We start from the raw sequence: 25814 nt of genomic DNA, 5'->3' as shown, positions 1-25814 counted from the left end.
CTATCTATATTATCTCCAAAAGTTGTCTAAGTCCATCAATAACAAAATCAGGCTTATAGCTTAAAACTTCATTTAAATCAAGTACTGTGTATTTTACAAGACAGGTTTTTGAACCTGCATTTTTACCACATTGAATGTCATAGTGGCTATCCCCCACATATAAAACTTCGCTTGGTGATATGTCGAGTCTTCTACAGGCCTCAAGTAGAGGTTCTGGATTTGGTTTGTGTTCACTTGTGTCCTCCATTGCAATTATTACATCCATTAATTCAAGCAAGTTAAAATACTTAAGTCCCCTCTCCGCCATATGCTTTCTTTTAGATGTTACAACACCTATTTTTATTCCTCTATTTTTAAGCTCCTCCAATGTCTCCTTTGCATTGTCCATCAGCTTTATCATACTGTCGTGTTTTTCTTCATTATATTTTACATAGGTTTCATACATCTCCTCAACCTTTTCCTTATCATATCTTTCAAGAGTTAACCTTAATGGTTCACCAAAATATCTTACTATTTCTTTATCTTCTAAATCTCTGTTTAAATGCTTTTTTATAGTATGTTTATAAGATGATATTATAAGCTGATTTGTATCTAAAAGAGTCCCATCTAAATCAAATAAAACTGCCCTAAACATATATTCCCTCCTAAAAATAAATTAACTTATAATCTATCATATCATAAATACATATTATTTCAAAACTTTGTAAAAATAAATGATAAAATAATGTTTCTAAACAAAATATTAAAGTATAATGGTAGATATTATATTAAAAATCTTATATAATATATCGTATTATAATGATATTATGTTAAAGAGGTGTTTTTATGGTTCTTTCAACATTAGACTCAATTAAAAATTTTACAAAAGAAAATACAATGTGCATTGTATATTTTTCAAGTGAGGCTTGCAGCGTATGCCACGCACTCTATCCTAAAATAGAAGAGGTTTTAACAAACTACCCTAATATCAAACTCTCAAAGGTTGAAATTTCAGACGTTCCTGAAGCTGCTGGAGAATATTCTATATTTTCATTTCCTACATTACTTATTTTTATCGATGGAAAAGAAATAGCCAGAAAATCAAGAATAATTAGCATTGATGATTTTCTGGCGACTATTGACAAATATTATTCACTTGTGTTTTAGTTTAACAAAAGGGATTTGCCCTTTTGTTAAACTATTTAATAAGCTCATCTATCCATTTATTATTTGTATCTATTATAAATGCTGTATATTTGTATTGTTGCCCGTCATATCCATAATATATTTCAATACTTCCCTTTGATTTATCAACTCCATCAAAAATAACGTCATCTTTATACTGATAGCTATTATTTAATATATCTCTTCTTATGTTATTCACAACAAATTCAATTTTTTCCCTGTCATTAATTTCAACTTCATTTTTGTTCTTCATAAATATCATTACCTTATTAAAATCCTTATAATCTATATTGAATATATCATAATTTATTTTCTTATAACCTTCATCCAAAGAAATTAATTGCATATACTCATTATATTTGCTGTCAAAACTTCCTTCATAAAGTCTTTTTATTTCTCTGCCATTTTTAAGTCTATAAACTATATAAACACTATTTAATCTACTGTAATCCCTTTTAAGAGATGTTATATGTTGCTGTAGAGAAAGTACTTTTTTAATTGTTTCTTTATTTTTTATATGAAATCTTGGTGCCTTAGATCCATATTCCATATCATAAATAATTTTTTTATTATTAGATATACATACACTCTCAATATCATCTAACTTTGGAGGGCTGTGTCTAAATATCATTTCCGTTTGACTAATTAACAGAAATATAGACCATATAGACACAACAATTAAATATCCCTTCAGATTCCTATAAACTTTTAAATTTCTTTTTATTAATGCCTCAGAAAAATAATATCCTACGAAAGCACCTATTAATCCCGAAATAAATACTGTAAATATGTCTCCTTTTGCTATCATTGTAGCTAAACTTGAAACTCCAAACATTAACAATGTTGTATTAAAATATTTTAGTGCTTCGGCTATAGAGTCAAAAACTACTAAATTTGTTGCCTTTTCGTTTTTCCTTTTTGTAAAAAGTATATAGGATAGTAAAAAATAAATTAGTATTGTTAAAAGTAAATATATATATCCAACAAAACCTACCTTACTAAATACAATTTCACTATTTAACCAGCTCAAAAGTGGAAATAGATAAGCTATAAATGACTTATTTGATACTAAAAGTGTTAAACTATCCTCCAAATACAAACCATAGAAAGCAACATTCAAAAATAAATTTAGAACACTTATTAAAATAAAAGGAATAAAATTAATTAATAATCCACTTGCTATATGAAACAATGAGTTTGATGTAATAATACCCAACACCAAGCTTTGTAAAAAGAAAATTATGCAAATTATTAGAAGCATTATATAATAATTTAATATTATACTTTGTTTAATCAATTTATTTGCGTCAAATGCAAAATAAATTACTTCAGTTATTAAAAAATTTATAAATATTGGAGTAAAAATCAAAATAACACCCGCAAGGAACTTATTTATAAAAAATATTCTTCTTTGAAAATGGCAAACTAAAAATGTGAATATTGCTTCTATACCCCTGTACTTCACGAATTAAAAGCATACACATCAAAATAGTTAAAATTAATATGCCAAATATAAAGTAATCTGATTGATAATTAAACATTTGTGTAAGAGAAAACATTAATTCTTCTTTCTCTGTTGACTTTGATAGTAAAATTAACATATTTAAAGGTATATTTAAAAATATTAAAATTAAATACATAAGGTCTACAACCCAATACCTTTTTAAATCATTTTTAAATATTGAATTAATAGTTGATGCTCTCATACTCATACCCTATCCCCTCCATTTCATACATAAAAATTTCCTCAAGAGTAAGTGATACAACATCAAATAAAATTGGATTATAGGATTGAATAATTTTTTCAATTTCAATTCTTTCTCCTTCAACTATAAGGACCCACATTCTACCCTTTTGTACAGTTTTTATTGGCTTTATCCTTTCCATTAGCTCCTCAGGCATTCCATCATTAAAGGCAACTTCTACTTTTAAAATACTGCTCTTTAGCTTTTCAATTTCTCTTTCTAAAATTACCTCTCCATTATGGAGTATTGCAACATAATCACAAAAATCCTCAAGTTCCCTTAAATTATGTGATGAAATTAAAACTGTAAGTTGTCTATCTACAACCTCCTGGAAAATCAATTTTTTTACTCTCTGCCTTATAACTGCATCAAGACCATCAAGTGGTTCGTCTAAAATTAAAACATCTGTATTTGTTGATAGTCCAAGCCATATTGCAACTTGCTTTTGCATCCCCTTTGACATATTCCTAACTTTTTTGTTTTCATCTATTTTAAATATACCTCTTAGCCTTTCGTATTTATCCCTGTCCCAAGTTTCATATACTGATTTGTAAAAATTTCGCCATATCCTTTACTGTATATCCAGGATAAAAATATGGATTATCTGCTATAAAAAATATCTTCTTTTTTGCCTCAACATTTTCATAAATTTCTTTTTCATTTAAAGCTACACTTCCTCTGTCCTTTTCAAAAATTCCTGTTACTGTCTTTAATAAAGTGGTTTTTCCTGCACCATTTGAACCAATAAGTCCATAAACTACTCCCTTTGGTATATATAGGTTTACATTCTTTATTGCTTCAAAATCATCATATTTTTTATAAAGTCCATTTACCCTTAACATTATTTTCCCTCCTTAATTTTTATAACATCTTCTAAAACCTTTATAAAATCCTCTCTATCCATTCCTAAATAAAGTCCCTCAAGCATAAGCTTCTTTACCTCTTCTAAAATCTTTTCTATCTGTTTTTTATTAATATCTCTGTCCTTTAAAGGTGCTACGAAGCTTCCTTTTCCAGGTATTGAATATATATATCCTTGATTTTCAAGCTCCCTGTATGCCTTTTGAATTGTATTTGGGTTTATTGTTAAATCATTAGATAGTGCCCTAACCGATGGAAGCTGTTCGTTCTCCTTCAACAACCCCTTTATAATGAGTTCCTTTATCTTTTCAAATAGCTGTTCATAAATAGGAACTCTACTTCTAACATCAAGTTCAAACATAAATTCACCTCCATTTTCCTACTTTATTACCTCTTCAATCCACTTGTTACCTGAACTTATTTGATAATTTAAAATTTGATTATCGCTGTCTATTCCATATTTTTTATAATATTGTGGATATAGGGTTATTCTTATTGTGCCTTCAAAAGTACTTAGATTATATCTATCATTCAAAATATCCTCCCTTAAGTTTTTACATACATAATTTATTTTTGCATTATCCTTTATTTCAAATGTATTATTCTCATATACAACTACGACATCCTTTATATGCTCTGGTTGTATACGCAAAATATCATATTCAATTGTTTTAAAGTCTTTATCCTTTGATATTTGCTTTAAATATTCTTCTTCCTTTATTGTATAGTCTGTCATATATTTTCTTTTTACAATTGATCCATCCTTTAATTTATAAACAATAAAAGTAGAATTAGTATCATAAGGAATCTGCTTTAAACCAATTAAATAATTCTGTAAATCAATTATTTGTGCTATCGTATTAGGATTTCTTATAAGGTAATTGAAATTATTTTTTTCCATAGATTTAAATCTATAGTATTCTGTTGTAACGTAAGCTCCTTCAACCTCTTCAACTTTAGGCAGCGTATGGCGATAAACTATATCTGTTTTGCCGATAACAAATATAACAATAATCATTAATAATACATATACATAAAATCCCTTCATATATTTAAAAACAACTATTTCCCTATGAAGCACCATTTGTGAAACATAATGTCCTAAAAATGCACCTATAAGACAACCTATAGTTACTCCTATAAAACTTTCAGGCAACATATTAATTATAATTATTCCAAATATCAACATTGTAATAAAAGTCACGACATACACAAATACAGGTTCTAAAAATTTAAATACAATTAATCTATTAATGTTCTCATTTTTTCTGTATAAAAACAGTGCAAAGGATAAAATGAATATAAAAATTATACTCATTAAAAATAAAATCAAGTCCTTACTCTTAAATAACTCTAAAGCTAAACCTTCCATTATGCTAAATGGAAAAAGATGTGGTAAAATTGTCTCCTTAAACTGTTCATACCTACCAATTAAAATGTTTTCTAATAACATATTCAAAAGTTTTACAATACCATAGGGCAGTACGCAAAAAGTAAAACTAAAAAGAGCATTAAGAAGATTATTTGTTGTCATTGTTGAAAATAAAACACTATACATAAAAAAGATTGTACTTAAAATAAAAACTAAAATATAATACTTTAATATACTTAATTTTAAAATAGTGTAGTAATTAGTTTTCAATAATAAGATATAACAAAGTAAAACATTAAATAGGCAGGCAATTAATATAAGAAAAATACCTACTAAAACTTTATTTATAAAAATTTCCTTTTTGGTAAAGGGCAGGCCATATAAATGATTATTGGAGCTATAATTTTGTGCTTCACTAAATATAACAACACCAAGTATGATTGAAAAAAATAACAATACCTAAAATATATATACCATTTTCTGAATTGAATCTAAAAATTGCATATGGGTTTATGTCCTCTATATGTTTAGAATGGCCAATTAGATTAAACAGCTTAATCGGTATAAATAAACTTAAAAACAACCCATATATCAATCCAAACAGTCCAAATCTTTTAAAATCGTTTTGAAGTATCGGATGTATATGCACCCTTTTCATTCTAAACCCTCCTTAATAGCCTTTTTTAAACACATTCTATTACATTTATTAATCTATTTAGTAGAATTCAATAACCCCTCCCCCTGTATTACGTGTATTATCTGTATTATTTCATTTAGTACAGTTATATTATATTCTACTTCTTTGTTTTTGTAAATACTTTACTGTAAATATTTTTCTAAAACAAAAAAGACGAAGCATTTTGCCACTTCGTCTTCTTGTTACTTATATACTTTATTTTAAATTTAATTTCCCAAGCTCACCAAAATCCTCCTGCATTTTATCAAACAATTCCTTACCTACAAAAAACTTATATATTTCATCTGCCTTCTTCTTTGTGTAGGTAGTAAAAATACAAACTTTTATCTACCAACATATCTTTTATACATAATTTCTGCCTGCATTTTTACCATACCCTTGTATATTCCTTAAAGCAGTCTAAACAAACCTTTTTTCCATTTTGAATTCTTACCCTATGTTCCGCAGTGGCCTCTCCACACTCTTCACAAACTATACTGTTAAAAAGTCTTGCCTTTTCAGGAAGCTTAGTATTTAAAGGCTTTATGTCAAATACCTCCTCTGCTGATGCCTCTAAAATATACCTTTGATTTTCTTCTCTTGTTATTTCTCTTTTTAAAGGTTTTAATACTACTCTTATTCCTTGTCCTGTCTGTCTTTTAATAAAAGAAAAGGCCATTTTTCCCCTGTCTTTAAATAATAAATTACCCTTTCCCATCGTACATCCTGTTATAACTTGTACAGCATCAACACCACAGGCATCATTTTCAGTTATGCATACAACCTCCTCATCTTTAGAAAAGGTCAAATTAAGTTTTTCTGCTGCGATTTCACAGGCTCTAAATCCTATTGCAAGCCCTGGGCACTCGTGTCCGTGAAACTCCACACATTTTTTCCACAATTCTTTATTCATACCTCAACCTCCTAAATAATTTTTATTAGTAAAAGAAATACAAAAAATAACCCACGAAGGTTTTAACCCTTCGTGGGTTTAGCTCTGTTTTAAAAATCTTACCTTATGTGGAACTTCGTGTTCCTACTTTATGTTAACAAAATATAATATTTTAGTCAATATAAATTATTATTTAACAATATCACTTATTTTTACCTCATATCCCTGCAAAAACTTAGATCTTATGATTTCTGTAAATGTATAGATAAAAGGTTCTGAGTATTGATTGTTTTCACCTAAAGTGTATATCATTATATGCTCCGTATTAGGATTTATAATCCAATATTCCTTAACATTAAACTTCTCATATAAATAAAGCTTTTTCACATAATCAACTGATGCATTTGATGATGAAGCGACCTCTATTATAAATTCAGGTGCTCCTATACAACCCTTATCATCTAACTTTGTTTTGTCACATATAACTGAAATATCCGGTTGAACTACATTTGTACAGCTATCTTCTGTCTGACCATCATCTATTAATCTAACATCGAAGGGGGCTACATATACTTCACAGGATAGTGAATTACCTTCAATATAATTTCCTATGTTTCGTGATACTTCAGTTATTATCTTTTGATGAATTCTTGAAGGTGCCGGAGCCATTGCATAAAACTTTCCATTAATAAGTTCATATCTATTATCATCTTCTTTGTTCTTATAGTCGCTATAAGTATATATTTCAAGTCTTTCAGGCAATACCATAAAATCACCCCTATTTGCCTTTTTTATAATTATACCACAAATTTATCAGTAGATAATTAATCTACTTTAGGGAATCTGTAGTGCCCTACTATTTTAGGATACCACCATAAAAGGTCATCCGCCTCCATTGCATAGGGACCTGCGTTGTGAATTAGATAAGGTATTCCATCATTTCTTCTTTTATCAGATAAAATACCTATATGCCCAGGATTTTTAAAAACAACAATATCGCCACCCTGCCACTGTTTTAAATTTTCTTTATCATAGGGTTTTAGCTCTAATGTCAATGTATTCGCATACCTTTTGAAAAAAACGTCTAAATTAGGAACTCTTCTAAAATCAATATTAGGATCTGGTTTTCCATTTACTCTTAAATATAGTCTTACATTATTTTTTATGTCATTATCCACCATATTTTTTAGGTCATATCCTGCATTTTTAAAAGCCCTCCAAATTACATCTGTGCATACTCCCTCTGTTTCTGGTGGATATCCTCCTTGATAATAGGCACTTTTATATATAGGTCTTCTCTGGGCTTCAAGCCTTGCACCTTCTACTATATCATCTAAGTCATATATACTGTCATTGTCTTTATCTACAGGAATAACTATCTTTTCTACCTCAACAGTTTTTAAAATAGGAATATTATCTAATATACTATTATCCACTACGTTTTCTTGTATTTTTTCTTGAACTTTTAAATTTATAGAGTGTTTCCTAAAAAATAAAATACTAATTATTACTATAATAAAAGCAGATACTATTTTAATTTTGTTTTTCATACAACCTACTCCATTTACATTTATTTCTATATAAGTATAGCAATATATTCAAATTTTTATAATTAAAATAAAGTAAAAAAAAGTATAAAAAATAGGTTTCACTTGGTGTTAACCACCAAATGAAACCTATTCCTCACATCTACACCACTTCTTACACTTCTCAGCCTTTTTGCTGAAAAACTTATTATTTAAAGAAAAGTGTAATTCTATTTTTCTTAAAACTCCCTAAATTATCACTTGCAATCTGTGTTCTGCTTATATCTTATATATTCTCTAAATAAAACATCATTTAAAATAAAATATGGTGAAAAAGTTTCTACTTTTCTATTTTCAGTAATACTTAATGTGGAAATATATGTATATAAATTATGATTTGCAATTGTTGAAAGTTTATTATTTCCTAATCGTGTTATTGATATTATTGGTATGTTTTTAATTGACAATTCTTTAATACAGTCCAATATATTTTCTGTATTACCTGATAGCGAAATAATTATTAACAAATCTTTTTGTGTAATGCTTTGTGTTATTATATTAAGTTCAGTACTTCCTTCTATTACATGAAAATATTTATGTACCGCTAAAAATGTTCTTTTTAGTTCTTGTGCAACTATTTTTTGTGCAGCACCAGTCCCATACACAAAAATTCTTTCCGCTTTATCAATTAAATTTGATATAACGCTAAAATCTGTTTCTTTTAACATTTTAATTGTTTTATATAAATCTCCATAAAATTCATCTAAGCTACTATTGTCAATTTTTTTATTTTTCTCCACTTGCCATTTTAAATACACTTTAAATTCACTATATCCATCAAAACCAAGTTTTTGAACCGTTCTTAAAATTGTAGTCCTTGAAACATTACAAACCTTAGCTAATTCATTAATACTAAGTGTTGAGCACCTCTTTTTATTATTTAAAATATATCCTAATATATGTATATCATTTTCATTCAATTTTGAATATCTACTATTTATTAGTTCTTCTAACCGCATATTAATCCTCCTAAAGTTCACTTATATTTTTATTTTATATATCTTTATTTAAACTGTAAATATTAGTTTGTATTAAAAAAATGAAGACGGCACTAACTATACCGTCTCCATTTCTTTATCTCAATTCAGGCCAATATCCTTTATTAGCTTCTATTAACTCATCCAATATTAATTTGGCAATATGTGCACTTGGAACAGTTTTAGATAACGTAATTGCCTGCCATAACTTTTGATAAGAGCCTTCTATCCATGCATCAACAACCAGCTTTTCTACAGACACCTGTTGTTCCATTAAACCTTTTTGAAATTGAGGAATTTCTCCTATTCTCAACGGTTCTGGACCATTACTTCCAACAATACATGGTATTTCAACCATTGCTGTTGGATCAAAATTTAAAATTGAACCTTTGTTTTCAACTATTAAGAGCATCCTTTCTTGTGTGTTATATGCAATAGCTCTGGCTAAATCTACTATATATGATGCATGTTCATCAATATGAAGTTTACAACCTTTAGTAGATTTGTTTTCTATAACTTTTTTACATTCTCCAAATACAAACTTTTCTCTACCATCCATAACTTCATTAGCACGGGTATATTCTTTGTTTGAGTGTTCAACAACATAATCTGGGAATAAATAATATTTTAAATAAGTATTAGGTAAAGTATTAGGATCTAATGCATAAACATCCTTTGCCTTTGCAAATGTATCCTTCCAACTTTCATCTGTATGTTGTGAATCACCATTATTAACAACATATCCATACTTTGCTACATGTTCCTTAAGCTTCGGCATAAGGTCATTACCTTGCTTATCTCTAATATCTGACCACCATCCAAAATGGTTTAATCCATAATATTTAACAATCATATCTTTTCTTGACTTTAATCCTAATATTTCAGCCATTCTTGTTTCTATCCCTATTGGCATATCACATATATTAAGTACTTTAGATTTTGGTCTCAATCTACGTGTAGCTTCAGCAACAATAGCTGCTGGATTAGAGTAATTAAGCATCCATGCATTTGGTGAATATTTTTCCATATAATCTATTATTTCTATTATTGGTCCAATTGAACGCATCCCATAAGCAATCCCACCAGGTCCACAAGTTTCTTGTCCAACAACATTATACTTTAATGGTATCTTTTCATCTAATTCACGCATTTTATATTTACCAACCCTAATGTGTGCCATTACAAAATCTATATCAGTAAATGCTTGCTCCGGATCTGTAGTTGCCATAAATTCAATATCTGGTGCTTTTTCCTTTAATATTATTTCACACGCATTTGCAATTATATCTTGTCTTTCCTTATCATTATCATACAATTTTATTTTTCTAATTGGAAATCTGTCTAAGTTCTCTAATAGCATTAATATTATTCCTGGAGTAAAAGTTGAACCTCCACCTGCAATTACTATTGAAAATCTCTTCATTTTTGTTCCTCCTTCTATTTATGTTATTATATCTTTAATCTATTTTAATAATGTTTCAAATTCTTCTCTTACTTGTGGAACTGACAGACCAACAATAATCTGAATTGCTTTACCATTCCTAACGACACCGTGTGCACCTGCTTCATGAAATACACTATCTTTGGCAATTTTACTTTCATCCTTTACAGAAACTCTTAAACGAGTTGCACAATTAGTAACATCTTGTATGTTATCTTTTCCACCTAAAGCAATTAAAAACTTTCCTGCTTTACTATTATTTAAATTTGTTTCTACAGTAACCGCCGCATCTGACATCTTTTTTGCTCTATAATCTGCCTTTGTATAAAGCTTTGTCTCCTCTTCTCCTTCTTCTCTTCCAGGTGTTTTAAAATTAAACTTTTCAATAGCAAATTTAAACACAAAGTAATATACAGCTGTAAAACATAATCCAATAATTATTTGAGTAATATACGTCATATAATGATATTTAAATAAAGGAAGCCAATTTTGAGCCACCCACTCTATCAATCCACCACCAAAATTTCCTACTACTCCAAAAGCATATGCTATTGCAGCTAAAGTTGCTGCCAATATACTATGCACTAAAAATAGTATAGGAGCTATAAATAAGAAGGTAAATTCAAGTGGTTCAGTTATACCCGCTATAACAGCGGTTAATGTAGCTGGTATTAATAATCCTGCAACTATTTTTTTCTTTTCTGGTTTTGCAGTAGAATAAATTGCTAAAGCAATCCCAGGTGCACCAAATATTTTGGACATTCCATGCAATGCAAACCCACCTGCTGGAAACATTTCTTTTAATGAATGGGCAGTTGTTGCAAATTCCCTTAAATGAGATGGCCAATATGAAGCAATACCATTTTCAACTACTGCTGGTCCAAAAATGAAAGGACCATAAATAAAATGATGTAATCCAGTTGGTATTAAGATACGCTCTAAGAATGTATATAGCCATACCCCAAAAACACCAGATGAAGATAATAAAACTTGTAGAGCCGCTATCCCACCTTGTACTTTAGGCCATACTAAACACATAATTAATGCTACCGGTAACATAACAAAAAAACCTATCATTACTATAAAAGATGAACCTTGGAATATTCCTAAATAATCAGGCAATTTTTTATCAAAATATTTATTATGCAAATAAACTACTATAGCTGCAATTATAATTGCTCCTATCATTCCAGTATCAAGTGTCTTTATGCCTGCAATCATAGTTAAACCGCTTGTTCCACCAACTTGTGCATTAAAATTAACTCCAAAGCTTGGACCCCATAATAACAATATAGCACTTACAAAATAATTGAATGTTAAATAAATTACTAATGCTTCCAAACATGCTCTTGCTTGAGCTTTTTGAGCTAATGCTATAGGCAATCCAACTACAAATAATAATGGTAACTGGCGAAATACTGTCCACGCACCCTCTTGAATAATAAACCAAAACTTATACCACATTGTATTTTGATTTGCAATTGAACCCATTATATCTGGATTCATAAATAAAATTGATATCCCTGCCGTTACTCCTGCAAATGCAAACAATAAAACCGGAACAAACATAGCTGCACCAAATCTTTGTATTTTTTGCATCATTTTTTATCACCCCTCGTATATTTATTGCAAATTCTTGTTTTTTAATTTTAAATTTTCTGAAAGTACTTTCATCGACTTAATATTATCAAGTTTTCTTATGCCCTTCAATACAATTTAGTTATTCTGTGTCTATTCTTAATCATTTTGAATTTTCACACTTATGTTGAAAATTCACAAAATAACGTTATACCTACAATAGCTTTAAAAAATATAAAAAAGCATCTATTACACATAACTCTATGTATAATAGATGCTTTTAATTTTATTTTTTTATATTCATTATATTTTCTAAATAATGTACAGCAAAACCATAATTATTATAACTATTCTTATAGTATTCATCTACCTCATTTAATTCATTCCACATAAAACTAAGTCCTTCTTGATAGAATGTAATGTTTTCACCTTCTGATGTATTTCCTGTTTCAACAGATATAACAACTTTTTTGTTGTACTTTTTAGCATAATTCATTTCATTTTTTACTATGTCTATTATTGATTGTGCTCTATCTCTGTATGCCATTATATTTACACTATCAACTCTTGATATTACATACTCAGCTAAATTTACCTTTTGTTTCGGTATACTTATTTCATCAAACCAAAATGGAATATCTACAGCGACCTCGAGTCCATTTTTAGCACCAAATGCCTTTAAGTACGTTATATATTCCATATAATCTGTTATAACTTTGATTTTGTTATTTTTCCATAAACTTAAAAGATATGGTTCAACATCAAGATGAATACCAACAAATCTTTCATCTTGTACTTTTGAACTATTATAATTAACAACCCAATTTAAAAAATTTTCAAGTTCTCTCCTATTATTCTTTAAAGTCCAATTTGGATCTCCATCTAATGCATAAACTTTTATTCCATTATTATTAGCATTTTTTATAAAATGACTGTAGTATTTAGCATCTAATTTTTGATCTATTTGAAGGTACACTTCAGTAAATTTATTATCCTTTAAGAGCTTAATTATTGTATCAGGACTTTCAACTATCTTTTGTGTATTCCACATCCATGTACCATAACTTTTTTCATTATAAATAGAATTTGATAACACCTTTTTATTTTGCATAGTTTGAGTGAAAACAGATTTTTTTCTAATAGGATTTGACTTGGATTTTGACTTAGCAATAATAGGTGTAGATGAACTTGTAACTATTAATAAAAAAGCAAGACTGATAGAAAAGAATTTTTTAAACATAAAAACACCTCCTTATATAGAGATATTAGGTTCCCCATATAAGGAGAACCTGGCAGTCTGGCAACCATAGAGCACAGCTCCTTAGGCCCATAACTTTGCGTCCTTAGGTTTCCCTAAGTTTGCCCTTTTCAGGTTTTGTTTATTCTTAATTTAATTTTATCACTTTAACAAAACAAATCAATCATTTTCCTCACATCTACACCACTTTTTACACTTCTCAGCCTTTTTACTACACATAACTTTATTAGAACTACAAACAGGGCACTTTGTTTTGTCATATTCAACATTTATATCATACTCATTTCCACAATCAAAACACTTAAATTTACAGTACTTTGTTACAAAATGCCCTCCTCCAATTCTTATTGCCTTTCCTTCTGTTAGTGCTATCGCTACCTTTTTTCTTGCACTATCTATGATGTTTTGAAAGGTCTGTCTTGAGACGTTCATCCTCTCTGCACAGTCCTCCTGATGAAGCTCTTCAACATCCTTTAGTCTCATAGCCTCAAGCTCTTCAACCTTCAAAACCACCTCATCTAAGGAGCATTTTGGAACATTTGCTGGAACAAAATACTCCTCCTTTGGTAAATTTTCTACCATTCTATATTTAGTAGGTCTTGGCATATACCCCTCCATTAATTTAATTTTTTCATTATCTCTAAAACAATTGGTGTAAATATTTTATCAAATTCTATTCTATCTTGTGTTAAATCATTGTAATTATTTAGACTTTGAGTCATTGGAAGTTCGCCTAAAATATCAACTCCCATTTCTCTATATTCTTCCTCTGCCTTTTCTGAATTAAATAATCTTATTTTCTTTCCACAATCTGGGCAGTTAATATAACTCATATTTTGTATAACACCTAAAACATCAATATTAAGCTTTCTTGCCATATTTATTGCCTTCATAACTATCATTGTAACTAAATCCTGAGGAATTGAAACCATTACAACTCCATTTATAGGAATTGACTGCATTACAGTTAGTGCAACATCAGATGTTCCTGGAGGCATATCTATTATTAGATAATCTAAATCCTCCCACAAAACATCAGTCCAAAATTGAGTTATTACACCAGAAATTACAGGTCCCCTCCATAATACAGGCTGATTTTCATCCTCCATTAAAAGGTTAACTGACATCACTTTAATGCCATCTTCAGTTTCAACAGGGAGTATGTACTCCTCTGTTCCCCTTGCCTTCTCTCTTATATTAAGAAGTCTTGGTATACTTGGGCCTGTAACATCTGCATCCATAATACCAACACTATATCCTAACTCATTTAGTTTTTTAGCAAGTAGAACTGATACAGTTGATTTACCAACTCCACCCTTTCCACTCATTACTGCTATTACCTTTTTTATTCTATTGTTTGGATTTATTTGTACCATACAAGTTTCTTTGTCCTTTGAACAGGATGAATTTGAAGGACAAGTACTGCAATTTGACATAATACCACCCCTTTTTAGCATTTGCTATTATTAGAATATACCTATTTAACAAATATGTCAAATACATTGTTGACAAAAATGATATATTGTAATAATATGATATTGTTATATTATTATTTAATTATTTACTTATATTACGGAGGTGTTATAATGACAAACAAAGATAAACAAACCATAATTATGGTACTTGGTTTAATGGCGTTTTTGGCCAATGGAGACAACTATGCTGCTGCTCCACTTATAATAAATATTGCAAAGGATTTAAATCTTAGTCTTACAACTGCCGCAGTATCTGTTACTGCATATATGCTTTCATTTGGTCTATTTACAATACTATTTGGACCACTTGGAGACAGATTCGGAAAGACAAAGATTATAAACATTGCTGCCTTTGGTACAGCAATATTTAGTATGCTTGGTGCCTTTGCATTTAACTTACCTTCGCTTGTATTCTTTAGAGCAGTAAACGGTGCCTTTGGTGCTGGTATATTCCCTGTTACTATGGCACTTGTTGGAGAAGTTTTTGAACCACAGGAGAGACAAAAATCCATAGGTAAGGTTATGGGTATGATGTTCTTAGGTGGTGCATCTGCAACACTTATCGGGGGAGCACTTGCATACTTTGGTTCTTGGAGAGCTGTTTACTTTATATATGGACTTGGAGAACTTATACTTGCAATAGTAATGCTAAAGAAACTACCAAAACTTCCTGGAAGAATTGATAAACTAAATTTAACTGGTGTGTATAAGCAGGCACTTTCTAACGGTAAGCTTGTAGCTGTTGTATCAACTATTATGCTTGTTGGATTTAGCGTATTTGGTAGCTTCACATATACTGGAAAACTTGTTCAATCTAAGACAGGATACAACATTTTAATTGTAGGTATTGTATTAACTTCCTTTGGTATTGCAACGGTTATAGGTGGAAGAATAGCACCAAAGCTTAGAGCAAAACTACAAAATAAATTCCTTTTAGTTTTAGGATTAACAGGTTCAGTATCTCTTTATCTACTTTCTGCAACTAATTCAACAGCTTTAATAGTAGTTGCTCTATTTGGATTTGGTCTTGCCTTTGTTTCACTACAATCAACACTTGTTTCAACAGCACAAGAAACTATGCCTACACTTAGGGGTACTGCTATGTCCCTTGCTTCCTTTAATATGTTTGTAGGTGGTGCAATTGGAACAAGTTTAAATGGAAAAATAATAAACCTATATAATAACTACAGCTATGTATTTATCGGTGCATCAATAGCAATGCTTCTTGTTTCCTTCATAGCAACTTACACAGTAAAAAATGCAATGAAAAAATAAAGCAGGCTTTCGCCTGCTTTATTTTTATGCTACTTTTTTCTTTCTTCTTGAATCGTGTATTACAAAAACTGCACCAATCATAATGGAAGCTGCACCTGCTCCAAATAGAGTAGTTATGTCTACTACTGAACCTGTCTTTGGTAATTTACCATCTTTATTTTGTTCAGCTCCTCCATTATTGGTTGCTTCCTTATCATCTGTTGTTTTATCATCGTTTTGTATTTCATCATTAGTTGTATCTTCAGTATCCTTTATTTCTTCAACCTTTGTTGTGCTTAACTTCCAATTCTTTTCTACAGTATTTGCAATTGTTCCATATTTCTTGAAGTACTCTATCATTAAGCTTCTTACTTGTCCATCATCTCCAAGTGCCTTTTGTGAATCGTATACAACTATACTTGAATCTGTATTGCTTATTCCAGCAGCAGCCATAAATCCGCCACCACCATTGTATCTGTAATTATTAATTGCTACTGTAAATACATCAGTATCCTTAATTAATTTGCCCTTATATCTTAAATTCTTAATTCTATTTCCAGCAGGTTGTGTTAAATCTATATCGTATGTTGCACCATATAATTGGTCAAGATTATAGTCTGGAATGTTTAGTACTGGGTCCTTTTCTATTTTATCTGTTGGGCTTTGAACTTGCTTATAATATCTTGCTGACCATTCTAACCAGTCCTTCAACTGCTTTCCTGTCATCTTTATACCATATAGGAAGTTTTCATAAACATATACAGACATAATATCTTGTATAGTTACATCACCTTGTGGTATATAAGCCTTTGAACTTAATGGTGCCGCAATTGAAAGTTGGGTTCCTGCTGCTTCCATCTGAACTTTGTTTATAAGTTCCATTATAGCAGTTGGTTCTATTGTTTGATTTAAACCTGTAAATTCTCCTGTAGCCTTTCCAACAACTGTTTTTATATATTCCATAGTCTTATCTTGATATGGCTTAATTAAATTAACAATCTCTATATCTTCTTCAATTGTGCTATCCATCTTTACATTCTTTGCTGATACTGAATATGTTCCATCTTGATTTACATAAATATCAATTTGTGATATATATTGTGCCCATTTTCCTGGTTCAGTAACTATTACATCTTTTCCTTCTGGGTTTTTATATATATTTTCAGAAATTATACTATGTGCGTGTCCTGCAACAATTGCATCTATTCCACTTACATTTTGAGCAATTGCCTTAATTTGGTTTTCTGGTATTATGTCTGATGCTTTTTCTTCTCCACTGTGTGCTGATACTATTACAACATCTGCCCCCTTATCTTTAACTTCCTTAACCCATTTTTTTGCCTCTTCAACTAAATCTCTAAATTCTAATCCAGCATAATTTTGTGGTGATTCCCAGCTTGGTATAGTTTTAGTTGTAAGTCCTATAACTGCAACTTTAACTTCTTTTCCATCTAAATTAAAGGACTTAATAATATATGGTTTTACAAAGTTTTCACCATTTTTATATGTATTTGCTGATAATACTTCTATATTGTTTTTCTCTGCATCTTTAATTACTCTATTTAAAGTATCAAGACCATAGTTATATTCGTGGTTTCCTAATACCCAAGCATCATATCCCATTGCACCCATTACCTTCATCATTGGATACTCTGCTGTTTTATCTAACATATTGTAATAATAAACAAGTGGCGTACCTTGAATTGTATCACCATTGTCTATTAACATTACATTTGGATTTTGAGCTCTTAGGTTTTTAACAAAAGTTGATACCTTAGCAAGACCTTGTCAATTTCTACTCCCTTTGAATCAACTGGTGGCTTTCCTGTAGCATAATCAAAGTTTAGCACATTTCCGTGAACATCTGATGTTGCAACTATTGATATTGACTTTTTAAGATTTGTTATTCTATTATTCATAGTTGTTTCTACTTTTCCTGTTTCTTTAACAGCATTAATTAAAGCATCTCTTACTAAAATAAATGTATTATTCTTTGGATCTGCACCACCTGCATCCTTAAATGCTGTAAATCCATCTCCACCTGTTGCCATAAAATCATTAGTAACAACCACTAATTTTTCTGTATCTGAAATTGCCTTGCCATTTTCTCTTATAATGTCAACAACTCTGTCTCCTGATAGTCTTGTTGGATCGTATTTTACCTTTAATCCTGAAACTTGTATTCCCTTTCCACCGTCCTTAAAAGCTTGTTCTAATACTGTCTTTAATTGTGCCTTTGTCATTTCAAGTTTAACTAAAGTATTGTCAAAAGGCATTAAGTAGAAAATTGTACCAACAGTTATATCCCCTGCTGGAATATCTATTCTTATACCGCCATTATTTTGAAAAGCAACATCTGCATTCAATTTCTTTCTCATTACATCAGTAACCCAGTTTCCAAGATATGATTCACCGTATGGGCTTTGTTTTTGTGTTCTTGTTAAGTTTTTGTCTGTATAACCAATCTTGACATCAAATATTGGCTTTAAGTCTTGATATGCTTTATCTACTATAGCTTGTACCTCTGCATCATACACTGGTTCTGCTGTCTTATACCCTGAAGCATTATCAAGTGCAATATAATTTCCTGTAAAGCTTGGTTTACCATCCTTAACTGTCATTTTTACGTGAATATAGCCCTTTCCACTTGAATTTGCTATATACACCGGAATACCATTTTCTGCCTGTGTATAAACTATTGTATGTGAATGTCCTCCAAATACTGCGTCCACGCCCTCTAACTTATTTGTTATATCAAATATCTTACCTGTTTTGCCTGTCTTATCACTTCCTTCGTGAATTAGAGCTAATACAACATCCGCCTTATTGTTATCTCTTATATCCTTAACAACTGCATTAATTTCTGTTACTTCATCCTTAAACTCAAAGTTTTCTACATTTTTAGGAAGAACTATTGTTGGAGTTTCTGTAGATATAGCTCCCACAACTGCTATTTTAAGACCATCCTTTTCTAATATCTTGTATGGTTCAAATACTCTTTTTCCTGTTGTTTTGTCATATAGATTTGAACATACAAAATCATATTTAGCAACTGGCTCTTCCTTATGCATATTTATTATTTTGTCTAATCCCCAGTCAAATTCGTGGTTTCCAAGGGCAGTTACATCAAGCCCTACATTGTTTAAAAATTCTTTAACTGGTTTTCCTAAAAGTACATTTGAAACAGGCGAACCCTGATATAAGTCTCCGCCGCTTAGGAAAATAAATCTATCTGGGTTTAACTGTTTAACCTTTTTAATTCTGTCTCCTAAGACAGCTGCAACCTTGTTATTAGAAGAATCCTGTAAAGTACCGTGAAAATCTGTGATTTCAATGATGTCATAAACCTTTCCAGTTGTCTCTGCCTGTGCTAAGGTTACAAGTCCTGGTTGTAGCATCGACAAGATCAGCAACAAACTTAATATAAAACTGGTAATTTTAGCACCAATTCTTTTAATTCTCATATTTTATTCCCCCTTCATTTTTTTGGTGCATTATCTATTATATTACTTTTATTTAATTGTGTAAATATTATGAATAAAATTTTAGAAATGGTTTTCTGATTTTTATGTTATAAAATATTTGCAGGATTTTTTTTACAAATGTTGAATTATTTATATAGAAATAAATAGGAAGGGGAAGGGGCATGCAAAATTTAATAAACGAAAAATCACTTTATATGCTTGAGAATATGCCTGTTTTAATAGATGCTCTTGATGAAAATGGAAATATAATCTTTTGGAATAAAGAGGCCGAAAGGGTAACAGGATATTCTAAGGAAGAAATAATAAACAATCCCGACGCCTTTAAACTTCTATATCCTGATGATACATATCGAAGCTATATTTTAAGCCTTGTTCCAGAGCTTGAAAATAACTTTAGAAATCTTGAAACCACTATAACCTGTAAAGATGGAAGTCAAAAGGTTATATCTTGGTCAAATGTTTCATCCTTATATCCAATTGAAGGATTATCCCTTTGGGCTGTTGGCGTTGATATTACAAAACGTAAAATGGCAGAGGAAAATCTAAAAAACATTACAACTGAACTATTGTCTATAGTTAAAGCCTTTCCAGACCTTTATTTTAAAATAGATAAGGATACAACAATACTTGACTTTAGAACCTATAATAGGGATGATTTATATGTATCTCCAGATAAAATAATCGGAAATAAAATAATAGATATGCTGCCAATGGATGTGGCACTTCTATATAAATCAGCAATCGATTATACATTAAGTACAAAGAAAATAAAATCGATAGAATATAGTCTTTCCTTTGATTCTTCAAAACAATACTTTGAAGCAAGAATTGTAGCACTAAAAGAAAATCAGGTTATTGCCGTTGTAAGAAACATAACAGAAAAAAAGCTTATAGAAATTAAAAATTTAGAGCAGCAAAAAAAATATAAGTCCTTTTTTGACTACAGTCCTGATATGCTTTTAGAGGCAGACCTCTATTCTGGTTACATATTTGTAGCAAATCCTACCTTCTTTAATATAACTAAACTTGATAAAAATGACCTTGAAGAATTTACTATATACGACTTATTTAATATTGAAAATCAAATAACAAGTAAAGAAGCAATTGATGCATTGTTAAAAGGAGAACCAATAAAATTTGAAACAAAATTAGTAAACAAAGTAAATGAAGAGTACTTCCTTGAACTAAACATAATGCCTATATTAGATAACACTCTTTTAGATAGAATCTTCATTTATGCAAAGGATATAACCGATTCTAAAAAACTTGAAGAGAGCAGGAGAAAAATTAAAGAGCTTGAGGAATATGAAAATATACGTTCAGAATTCTTTGCTAATATATCCCACGAGTTTAGAACTCCTTTGAACATTATTTTAGGTTCAATACAGCTTTTGGAGTTATATCTTAAAAACAATAAAATTATTGATGACAATGACACTCTATACAAATATAACAAATCAATAAAACAAAACTGTTTTAGGCTATTAAGGCTTGTTAATAACCTAATAGATATAACAAAAGTAAATGCTGGATATATGCAACTTAATCTATGCGAATGCAATATAGTATCTTTAATTGAAGACATAATTCAATCTGTTGCCGATTATATTAATTCTAAAAATATTGAAATTATATTCGATACTGAGATAGAAGAAAAATATATAAAATGTGATAAAGATAAAATTGAAAGAATAATACTAAATCTGCTCTCTAATGCAATTAAGTTTACACCAAATAATGGAAAAATAATTGTTAATATAAAGGATTTAGAAGAATACACTTGCATTTCTGTTAAGGACACTGGAATCGGTATACCTTACGATAAACAGGACATAATTTTTGAAAGATTTAGTCAGGTTAATAAGTCTCTATCAAGGGAACGCGAAGGAAGTGGACTTGGTCTTAATATTGTTAAATCATTTATTGAAATGCACGGTGGAGAAATTAAATTAATAAGTGAAGAAGGAAAAGGCAGTGAATTTATAATTTTACTACCAAATAACTTAGACAAAGAGGTAAATTGTGAAATAGGTACAATAAGTAATTTTAATAATGTTGAGAGAATTTCAATTGAATTTTCTGATATTTATTTTTAATTTCTCTCACATTTTTTTATTTTAGTGAATATATATATATATTGTGTTGCATTTCTTAAACAAATGTAAATGGGAGGGGTTAAGATGGAAGCTGATGCAAATGTTAATAATTTAACAAATTTATCCACAATATATGTTGATAATGAGCTATATTCACTTACAAACAAAATTTACTCTAACATAAACATAAATAAATATATTGGAAATGGGTTTAACATATTTTCTGCTAAATACTTAAATAATATGTCCTCAATTAAAAGTAGCACAATAATTGAAAACTTTTATAACGACAAGTATTTCTTCTTCAGGTCTGATATAAAGAATATAGAAAAAGAAGTAAACAAAATTGTTGATAGCTGGATTGAGGAATATTTTAAAAATAAAACCGAAAATATAAATGCATCTATAAACAAAATTATAAACCTAATAAAAGCAAATAATAATTGCCAAGTAAATTATAAAATTAATAGGAATAATAAATTGCACGACATAAATAAATTCTACTACGACTTAACTATGGGTAAAATAACCAATGATATAAACTCAATTATAATAAATAGACTTAACTATCACAAGAAATAATAAATATTGCCACCCTGATGAAGGTTTCAGTTCCATAATATGGATAATGTCACAATTCACCTGGGTGGCACTCTATATAGTTTTCTCTTTCTGATATTTGGGCTAAATTGTGGGCATCTGAATTTTTAATAAGCCTATAGGTGTTTTTTAATTGTTTACTATTAATTAATTTATTGATTTTTTCATAACTTGAATATTCTAACGTCTTTATATCTAAATAATCTGGAATAAAGCCTAAGTTTGATATTATGCTATAAGTATCCTTATCAATATGTGCAGGTATAAATTGTCCGCCTAACTCCTTTACCCTATAAAAAGCCTCATCTATTGTTATGTCAGCAGAATTTAGCAGCAATTTGTCCTCATACCCTACTATCTTATCATTTTCATCATATATTATCTGATTTCCAAATATATCTGGTTTATTTTTTATATTGGGCAATCTGTTATAAACAAATTCTTGAAAACAAAGTGCTGAATCTAAATCCTTAAAAAGGCATAGAACGTGAGCTTCCTCTTTAGTCTGAAGCTCCATTCCTGGTATAACCAACATTCCTACCTTTTCTGCAACCTTTAAACAGGCCTCAACATTTCTACAGCTGTTGTGATCTGTAATTGCAATAACATCAAGTTCCTTAATTTTTGCCATATTTACTATGTTATTAGGAGTCATATCATCATCTGCACAGGGAGAAAGCCCTGTGTGTATATGAAAATCATAATAGAGTTTCATATTTATACACCTAACTTATTTAATTCAATACAAATTTCATATGCATTTAGATTGGATTGAAGTACAGGTATATTTTCATTGTTTGCTTTATTTAAAGTTGCTTCTTCAACATCTATATTTTCTGGAATTATTATACAGGAAAATTCTAAAAGAGTTGCAACCGCAATAATGTTTGGATGTATTTGAACTGTAATCCACACATTATTTTGCTTTCCGTGGGACATAACCCAGCTTAAAAGGTCGCAGGTATAAACTCCCTTAACCTCTCTATCAAGTCCCTCTGCTCCAGCCAAAACCTCAAAATTTATGGCATCAACTATATCTTTAACCTTCATCTTTAAAACCTCCTTTATTTAAAAATTTACAATCCTTCAAACTTGCAAGTCCCTTTGCCACATCCTCAGCAAAAGCTTTACAAGAGGGTGAACCACAAAGTCCGCAATCAGTTCCAGGAAGCATATTTATTATATTATTCATAGTTTTTATCATCTTAACTGCACTTTCAAAGTTTGTAGAAAATTTTTGTGTATCCCTATGTTCATCAATTTCTTCATCACTTACTAATTTGCTTTCGATATCGGAAAAATCGTGTATTTGATAAGTAAAATCAATCTTGCTATTTATATTTTTTGTTATTCTTTCTGCATTATAGGGATTTTCTACAAGCAAGAGTCCTCCTAAGCATCCATTAGGACAGGCTAATCCTTCAATAAAGTCTATATCATCTAACCTTCCATTTTCAACATCGTTTAACACCTTTATAACATTTTTTATTCCATCTACAGAAATTGAATTTTCTATGCCAATTGCTTCACATTGACCTCCAGAATAGGCCCACATAAGTCCTGTTCTTGAAATATGCGAATTTTTATTTTCAACCTTACCTTTTATATGCTTTAACAATTTAGGATATATATCACTTATTGGTATTGCACCATTTATTCTTATATTTTCATTTTTAGATATTTCGCTTATCTTAGTCACCCAACTTGGACAAGGAGTTAAAAAGAATATCCCTACATCTTCGTTTTTATATCCCATTCCCTGATACTTCTCTCTAATTATAAGAGCGGATATTTCAATTGGTGTTAGCATTTTAACTAAATGACCTACTAAACTTGGATATTCAGTCTCAACAAGCCTTACAACTGTTGGGCACAATGTAGAAATTGCTGGTTTTTCTACCCTTTCTAAATCTTTTTTCAATGTCTCTGATGCTATATCACAGGAAAAGGTAATATCAAATACCTCATCAAATCCAAGCTTTAAAAGTCCCTCATTTATAACATCAGGCTCTACATTCTTGCCAAATTGTGAATATAGGGTAACAGATGGTATGGCTATTTTCTTCTTATACCTGTGTATATCATCTAATGAATTTTTTATAGAAATATGAGCCCCATATGGACACACCTTTATACATTCCCCACAATCTATACATTTTTCGTTATATATTACAGCCTTACCACCCTTTACTCTTATAGCTTCAACTGGGCAATTCATCATACATTTAGTACATCCTATGCACTTTTCAGAAATCAAAGCAACTGAATGGAATAGTTGTTTCATATTATCACCTTAATTAAAATAAATTATAATCTTTATTTCTGTAAATTTTCCCACCTCTGACTTTATATAAAATTCGTCACTGCTTCTTTTAATATTAGGAAGACCCATTCCTCCGCCAAAACCCATCTCTCGTGCAATATCAGATGCAGTTGAATATCCTTCCTGCATTGCAAGTTCAATATTAAGAATACCTGGCCCATAATCATAGGCAGTAATTTCAATTTTATCATTATATATTTTAGCCTCAATAAAGCCGCCAACACTGTGTATGACAATATTCATTTCTGCCTCATAACAGGCAACACAAATTCTCTTTACTATATCGCTCCTTATACCAAGCTGATTTAATAATTTTTTCAGATTACTGGAGGCCTCTCCTCCTCTAATAAAATCACCACTAACTATATCATATTTAACAGAAAGTAACTCCTCCATTAGTCAATGTCAACTCCTTTTAATCCATTACTATAAAGTATACCACAAGTTGTAAACATAGTGTGTCGTGTTGTAAGAATACACATTCCCTTCTCCTTTGCAAGCTCAACTATTGTTTCATCTGGTCTTTTATTTCTTACAAAAATAATGCATTTAATGTCGAGCATCTCTGCTGTCCTTATTGTCTGTATATTGGTAAGCCCTGTAATAAGAATTGTATCTTTACAAGTTAGTGCTAAAACATCGCTCATTAAATCTGAACCAAAGGCACATACAGTTTCCATCGAAAGCATTTCTTCATTGCATAAAACTTCCGCACTTATCAATTCTTTAATTCTACTCAATTTCATATATACATTCCCCCGTCACAAGATATATATTAATATTATAATTTTTCCGAAAATTTTTCAATGTTATTTTTTTGATAAACTAAAAAAGCATTAACCACTTAAGGTTAATGCTGAAATTGTTGACAAATCTACTTATTAGATAAATTATGAAAAAGCCCTATGAATGGATTTCAATGTGCTCTTTCGTGAGCTTTAGCAATTCTTAGCTTTTCGACTTTGAAAAAGTCCGTAATTCGGCACAGGACGTGCCGAGCCGAGCGGCCATCAGGACGATGGCATCGCGAG

The 25814-nt window shown here is 30.1% G+C and carries 28 protein-coding genes and 1 riboswitch; of the genes, 4 read left to right on the top strand and 24 right to left on the bottom strand.

Annotation, left to right across the window (positions count from 1 at the left end; all coding sequences use genetic code 11):
- Window positions 1-4: 4 nt before the first annotated feature.
- A complete protein-coding gene (gene ppaX / locus JG776_RS01795) occupies window positions 5-634 on the bottom strand; it encodes a pyrophosphatase PpaX (protein ID WP_291964131.1) in 630 nt (209 codons plus the stop codon).
- 191 nt (window positions 635-825) lie between these two features.
- Here ppaX and JG776_RS01790 point away from each other — a divergent pair, with 191 nt between their 5' ends.
- On the top strand, window positions 826-1146 hold the full coding sequence (locus JG776_RS01790) for a thioredoxin family protein (protein ID WP_291964130.1): 321 nt from the start codon (window positions 826-828) through the stop codon (window positions 1144-1146).
- Between the two features lie 31 nt (window positions 1147-1177).
- Here JG776_RS01790 and JG776_RS01785 read toward each other — a convergent pair whose 3' ends face one another.
- From JG776_RS01785 to JG776_RS01710, 16 genes are all read right to left on the bottom strand, one after another.
- Window positions 1178-2533, bottom strand: coding sequence for a hypothetical protein (locus JG776_RS01785; RefSeq protein ID WP_291964129.1), 1356 nt, complete (start codon window positions 2531-2533; stop codon window positions 1178-1180).
- A 19-nt stretch (window positions 2534-2552) separates the two neighbouring features.
- Window positions 2553-2876 (bottom strand): hypothetical protein, encoded by a 324-nt coding sequence (locus tag JG776_RS01780; protein WP_291964128.1) that lies wholly within the window; start codon window positions 2874-2876, stop codon window positions 2553-2555.
- Window positions 2851-3399 carry a hypothetical protein gene (locus JG776_RS01775; RefSeq protein ID WP_366934180.1) on the bottom strand — a complete coding sequence of 183 codons (549 nt, stop codon included), beginning with the start codon at window positions 3397-3399 and terminating at the stop codon, window positions 2851-2853. Before JG776_RS01775 ends, JG776_RS01780 begins: the two co-directional genes overlap by 26 nt.
- Before the next feature lie 46 nt (window positions 3400-3445).
- Window positions 3446-3751, bottom strand: a complete 306-nt coding sequence (locus JG776_RS01770) for an ATP-binding cassette domain-containing protein (RefSeq protein WP_291964126.1) — start codon at window positions 3749-3751, stop codon at window positions 3446-3448.
- Complete coding sequence (locus JG776_RS01765) at window positions 3751-4131, bottom strand: GntR family transcriptional regulator (RefSeq protein ID WP_291964125.1); 381 nt, start codon at window positions 4129-4131, stop codon at window positions 3751-3753. The genes JG776_RS01770 and JG776_RS01765 overlap by 1 nt, the downstream gene beginning before the upstream one ends.
- An 18-nt stretch (window positions 4132-4149) precedes the next feature.
- On the bottom strand, window positions 4150-5328 hold the full coding sequence (locus JG776_RS01760) for a DUF6449 domain-containing protein (RefSeq protein ID WP_291964124.1): 1179 nt from the start codon (window positions 5326-5328) through the stop codon (window positions 4150-4152).
- 229 nt (window positions 5329-5557) lie between these two features.
- Window positions 5558-5800 (bottom strand): hypothetical protein, encoded by a 243-nt coding sequence (locus tag JG776_RS01755; protein WP_291964123.1) that lies wholly within the window; start codon window positions 5798-5800, stop codon window positions 5558-5560.
- Between the two features lie 406 nt (window positions 5801-6206).
- Window positions 6207-6731 carry an FmdE family protein gene (locus JG776_RS01750; RefSeq protein WP_291964122.1) on the bottom strand — a complete coding sequence of 175 codons (525 nt, stop codon included), beginning with the start codon at window positions 6729-6731 and terminating at the stop codon, window positions 6207-6209.
- 168 nt (window positions 6732-6899) lie between these two features.
- Entirely contained in the window at window positions 6900-7478 is a 579-nt protein-coding gene (locus JG776_RS01745; RefSeq protein WP_291964121.1) for a Uma2 family endonuclease, read from the bottom strand.
- Window positions 7479-7534: 56 nt separating this feature from the next.
- Window positions 7535-8260 (bottom strand): DUF1287 domain-containing protein, encoded by a 726-nt coding sequence (locus tag JG776_RS01740; protein ID WP_291964120.1) that lies wholly within the window; start codon window positions 8258-8260, stop codon window positions 7535-7537.
- Between the two features lie 233 nt (window positions 8261-8493).
- Window positions 8494-9255: a MurR/RpiR family transcriptional regulator gene (locus JG776_RS01735; protein ID WP_291964119.1), complete on the bottom strand. Its 762-nt coding sequence runs from the start codon at window positions 9253-9255 to the stop codon at window positions 8494-8496.
- 115 nt (window positions 9256-9370) lie between these two features.
- The gene (locus tag JG776_RS01730; RefSeq protein WP_291964118.1) at window positions 9371-10696 is read right to left on the bottom strand and encodes a 6-phospho-alpha-glucosidase; all 1326 of its coding nucleotides are present in this window, start codon (window positions 10694-10696) and stop codon (window positions 9371-9373) included.
- A 39-nt stretch (window positions 10697-10735) separates the two neighbouring features.
- On the bottom strand, window positions 10736-12316 hold the full coding sequence (locus JG776_RS01725) for an alpha-glucoside-specific PTS transporter subunit IIBC (protein WP_291964117.1): 1581 nt from the start codon (window positions 12314-12316) through the stop codon (window positions 10736-10738).
- Between the two features lie 262 nt (window positions 12317-12578).
- Complete coding sequence (locus JG776_RS01720) at window positions 12579-13532, bottom strand: hypothetical protein (protein WP_291964116.1); 954 nt, start codon at window positions 13530-13532, stop codon at window positions 12579-12581.
- A gap of 48 nt (window positions 13533-13580) precedes the next feature.
- Window positions 13581-13666: riboswitch (cyclic di-GMP riboswitch) on the bottom strand.
- A gap of 43 nt (window positions 13667-13709) precedes the next feature.
- Complete coding sequence (locus tag JG776_RS01715; protein WP_291964115.1) at window positions 13710-14156, bottom strand: DUF134 domain-containing protein; 447 nt, start codon at window positions 14154-14156, stop codon at window positions 13710-13712.
- Window positions 14157-14167: 11 nt separating this feature from the next.
- A complete protein-coding gene (locus JG776_RS01710; protein ID WP_291964114.1) occupies window positions 14168-14986 on the bottom strand; it encodes an Mrp/NBP35 family ATP-binding protein in 819 nt (272 codons plus the stop codon).
- A 150-nt stretch (window positions 14987-15136) separates the two neighbouring features.
- On the opposite strand from JG776_RS01710, the gene JG776_RS01705 reads away from it, so the two are divergent.
- Window positions 15137-16300 (top strand): MFS transporter, encoded by a 1164-nt coding sequence (locus JG776_RS01705; RefSeq protein WP_291964113.1) that lies wholly within the window; start codon window positions 15137-15139, stop codon window positions 16298-16300.
- A 24-nt stretch (window positions 16301-16324) separates the two neighbouring features.
- On the opposite strand, the gene JG776_RS01700 is transcribed toward JG776_RS01705, so the two are convergent.
- Window positions 16325-18007 carry a 5'-nucleotidase C-terminal domain-containing protein gene (locus tag JG776_RS01700; protein ID WP_291964112.1) on the bottom strand — a complete coding sequence of 561 codons (1683 nt, stop codon included), beginning with the start codon at window positions 18005-18007 and terminating at the stop codon, window positions 16325-16327.
- A 20-nt stretch (window positions 18008-18027) separates the two neighbouring features.
- A complete protein-coding gene (locus tag JG776_RS01695) occupies window positions 18028-19743 on the bottom strand; it encodes a 5'-nucleotidase C-terminal domain-containing protein (RefSeq protein ID WP_291964111.1) in 1716 nt (571 codons plus the stop codon).
- Window positions 19744-19925: 182 nt separating this feature from the next.
- Here JG776_RS01695 and JG776_RS01690 point away from each other — a divergent pair, with 182 nt between their 5' ends.
- Window positions 19926-21860 carry an ATP-binding protein gene (locus tag JG776_RS01690; protein ID WP_291964110.1) on the top strand — a complete coding sequence of 645 codons (1935 nt, stop codon included), beginning with the start codon at window positions 19926-19928 and terminating at the stop codon, window positions 21858-21860.
- 84 nt (window positions 21861-21944) lie between these two features.
- Complete coding sequence (locus JG776_RS01685) at window positions 21945-22442, top strand: hypothetical protein (protein ID WP_291964109.1); 498 nt, start codon at window positions 21945-21947, stop codon at window positions 22440-22442.
- 49 nt (window positions 22443-22491) lie between these two features.
- Here the strand turns inward: JG776_RS01685 and JG776_RS01680 are convergent, their stop codons facing one another.
- The 5 genes from JG776_RS01680 to JG776_RS01660 are packed head-to-tail and all read right to left on the bottom strand — an operon-like array spanning window position 22492 to window position 25529.
- Window positions 22492-23175, bottom strand: a complete 684-nt coding sequence (locus tag JG776_RS01680) for a PHP domain-containing protein (protein ID WP_291964108.1) — start codon at window positions 23173-23175, stop codon at window positions 22492-22494.
- Between the two features lie 2 nt (window positions 23176-23177).
- Complete coding sequence (locus JG776_RS01675; RefSeq protein ID WP_291964107.1) at window positions 23178-23510, bottom strand: DRTGG domain-containing protein; 333 nt, start codon at window positions 23508-23510, stop codon at window positions 23178-23180.
- Complete coding sequence (locus tag JG776_RS01670; RefSeq protein ID WP_291964106.1) at window positions 23500-24744, bottom strand: [Fe-Fe] hydrogenase large subunit C-terminal domain-containing protein; 1245 nt, start codon at window positions 24742-24744, stop codon at window positions 23500-23502. Before JG776_RS01670 ends, JG776_RS01675 begins: the two co-directional genes overlap by 11 nt.
- A gap of 9 nt (window positions 24745-24753) precedes the next feature.
- Window positions 24754-25179: an ATP-binding protein gene (locus JG776_RS01665; protein WP_291964105.1), complete on the bottom strand. Its 426-nt coding sequence runs from the start codon at window positions 25177-25179 to the stop codon at window positions 24754-24756.
- Complete coding sequence (locus tag JG776_RS01660) at window positions 25179-25529, bottom strand: DRTGG domain-containing protein (protein WP_291964104.1); 351 nt, start codon at window positions 25527-25529, stop codon at window positions 25179-25181. Before JG776_RS01660 ends, JG776_RS01665 begins: the two co-directional genes overlap by 1 nt.
- Window positions 25530-25814: the final 285 nt, after the last annotated feature.

The organism is Caloramator sp., from assembly GCF_020054765.1.
Taxonomy (GTDB): Bacteria; Bacillota; Clostridia; order Clostridiales; family Caloramatoraceae; genus Thermobrachium; species Thermobrachium proteoclasticum.
Note: the sequence above shows the minus strand (reverse complement) of the source record. Positions and strands in the feature narration are given on the sequence as shown.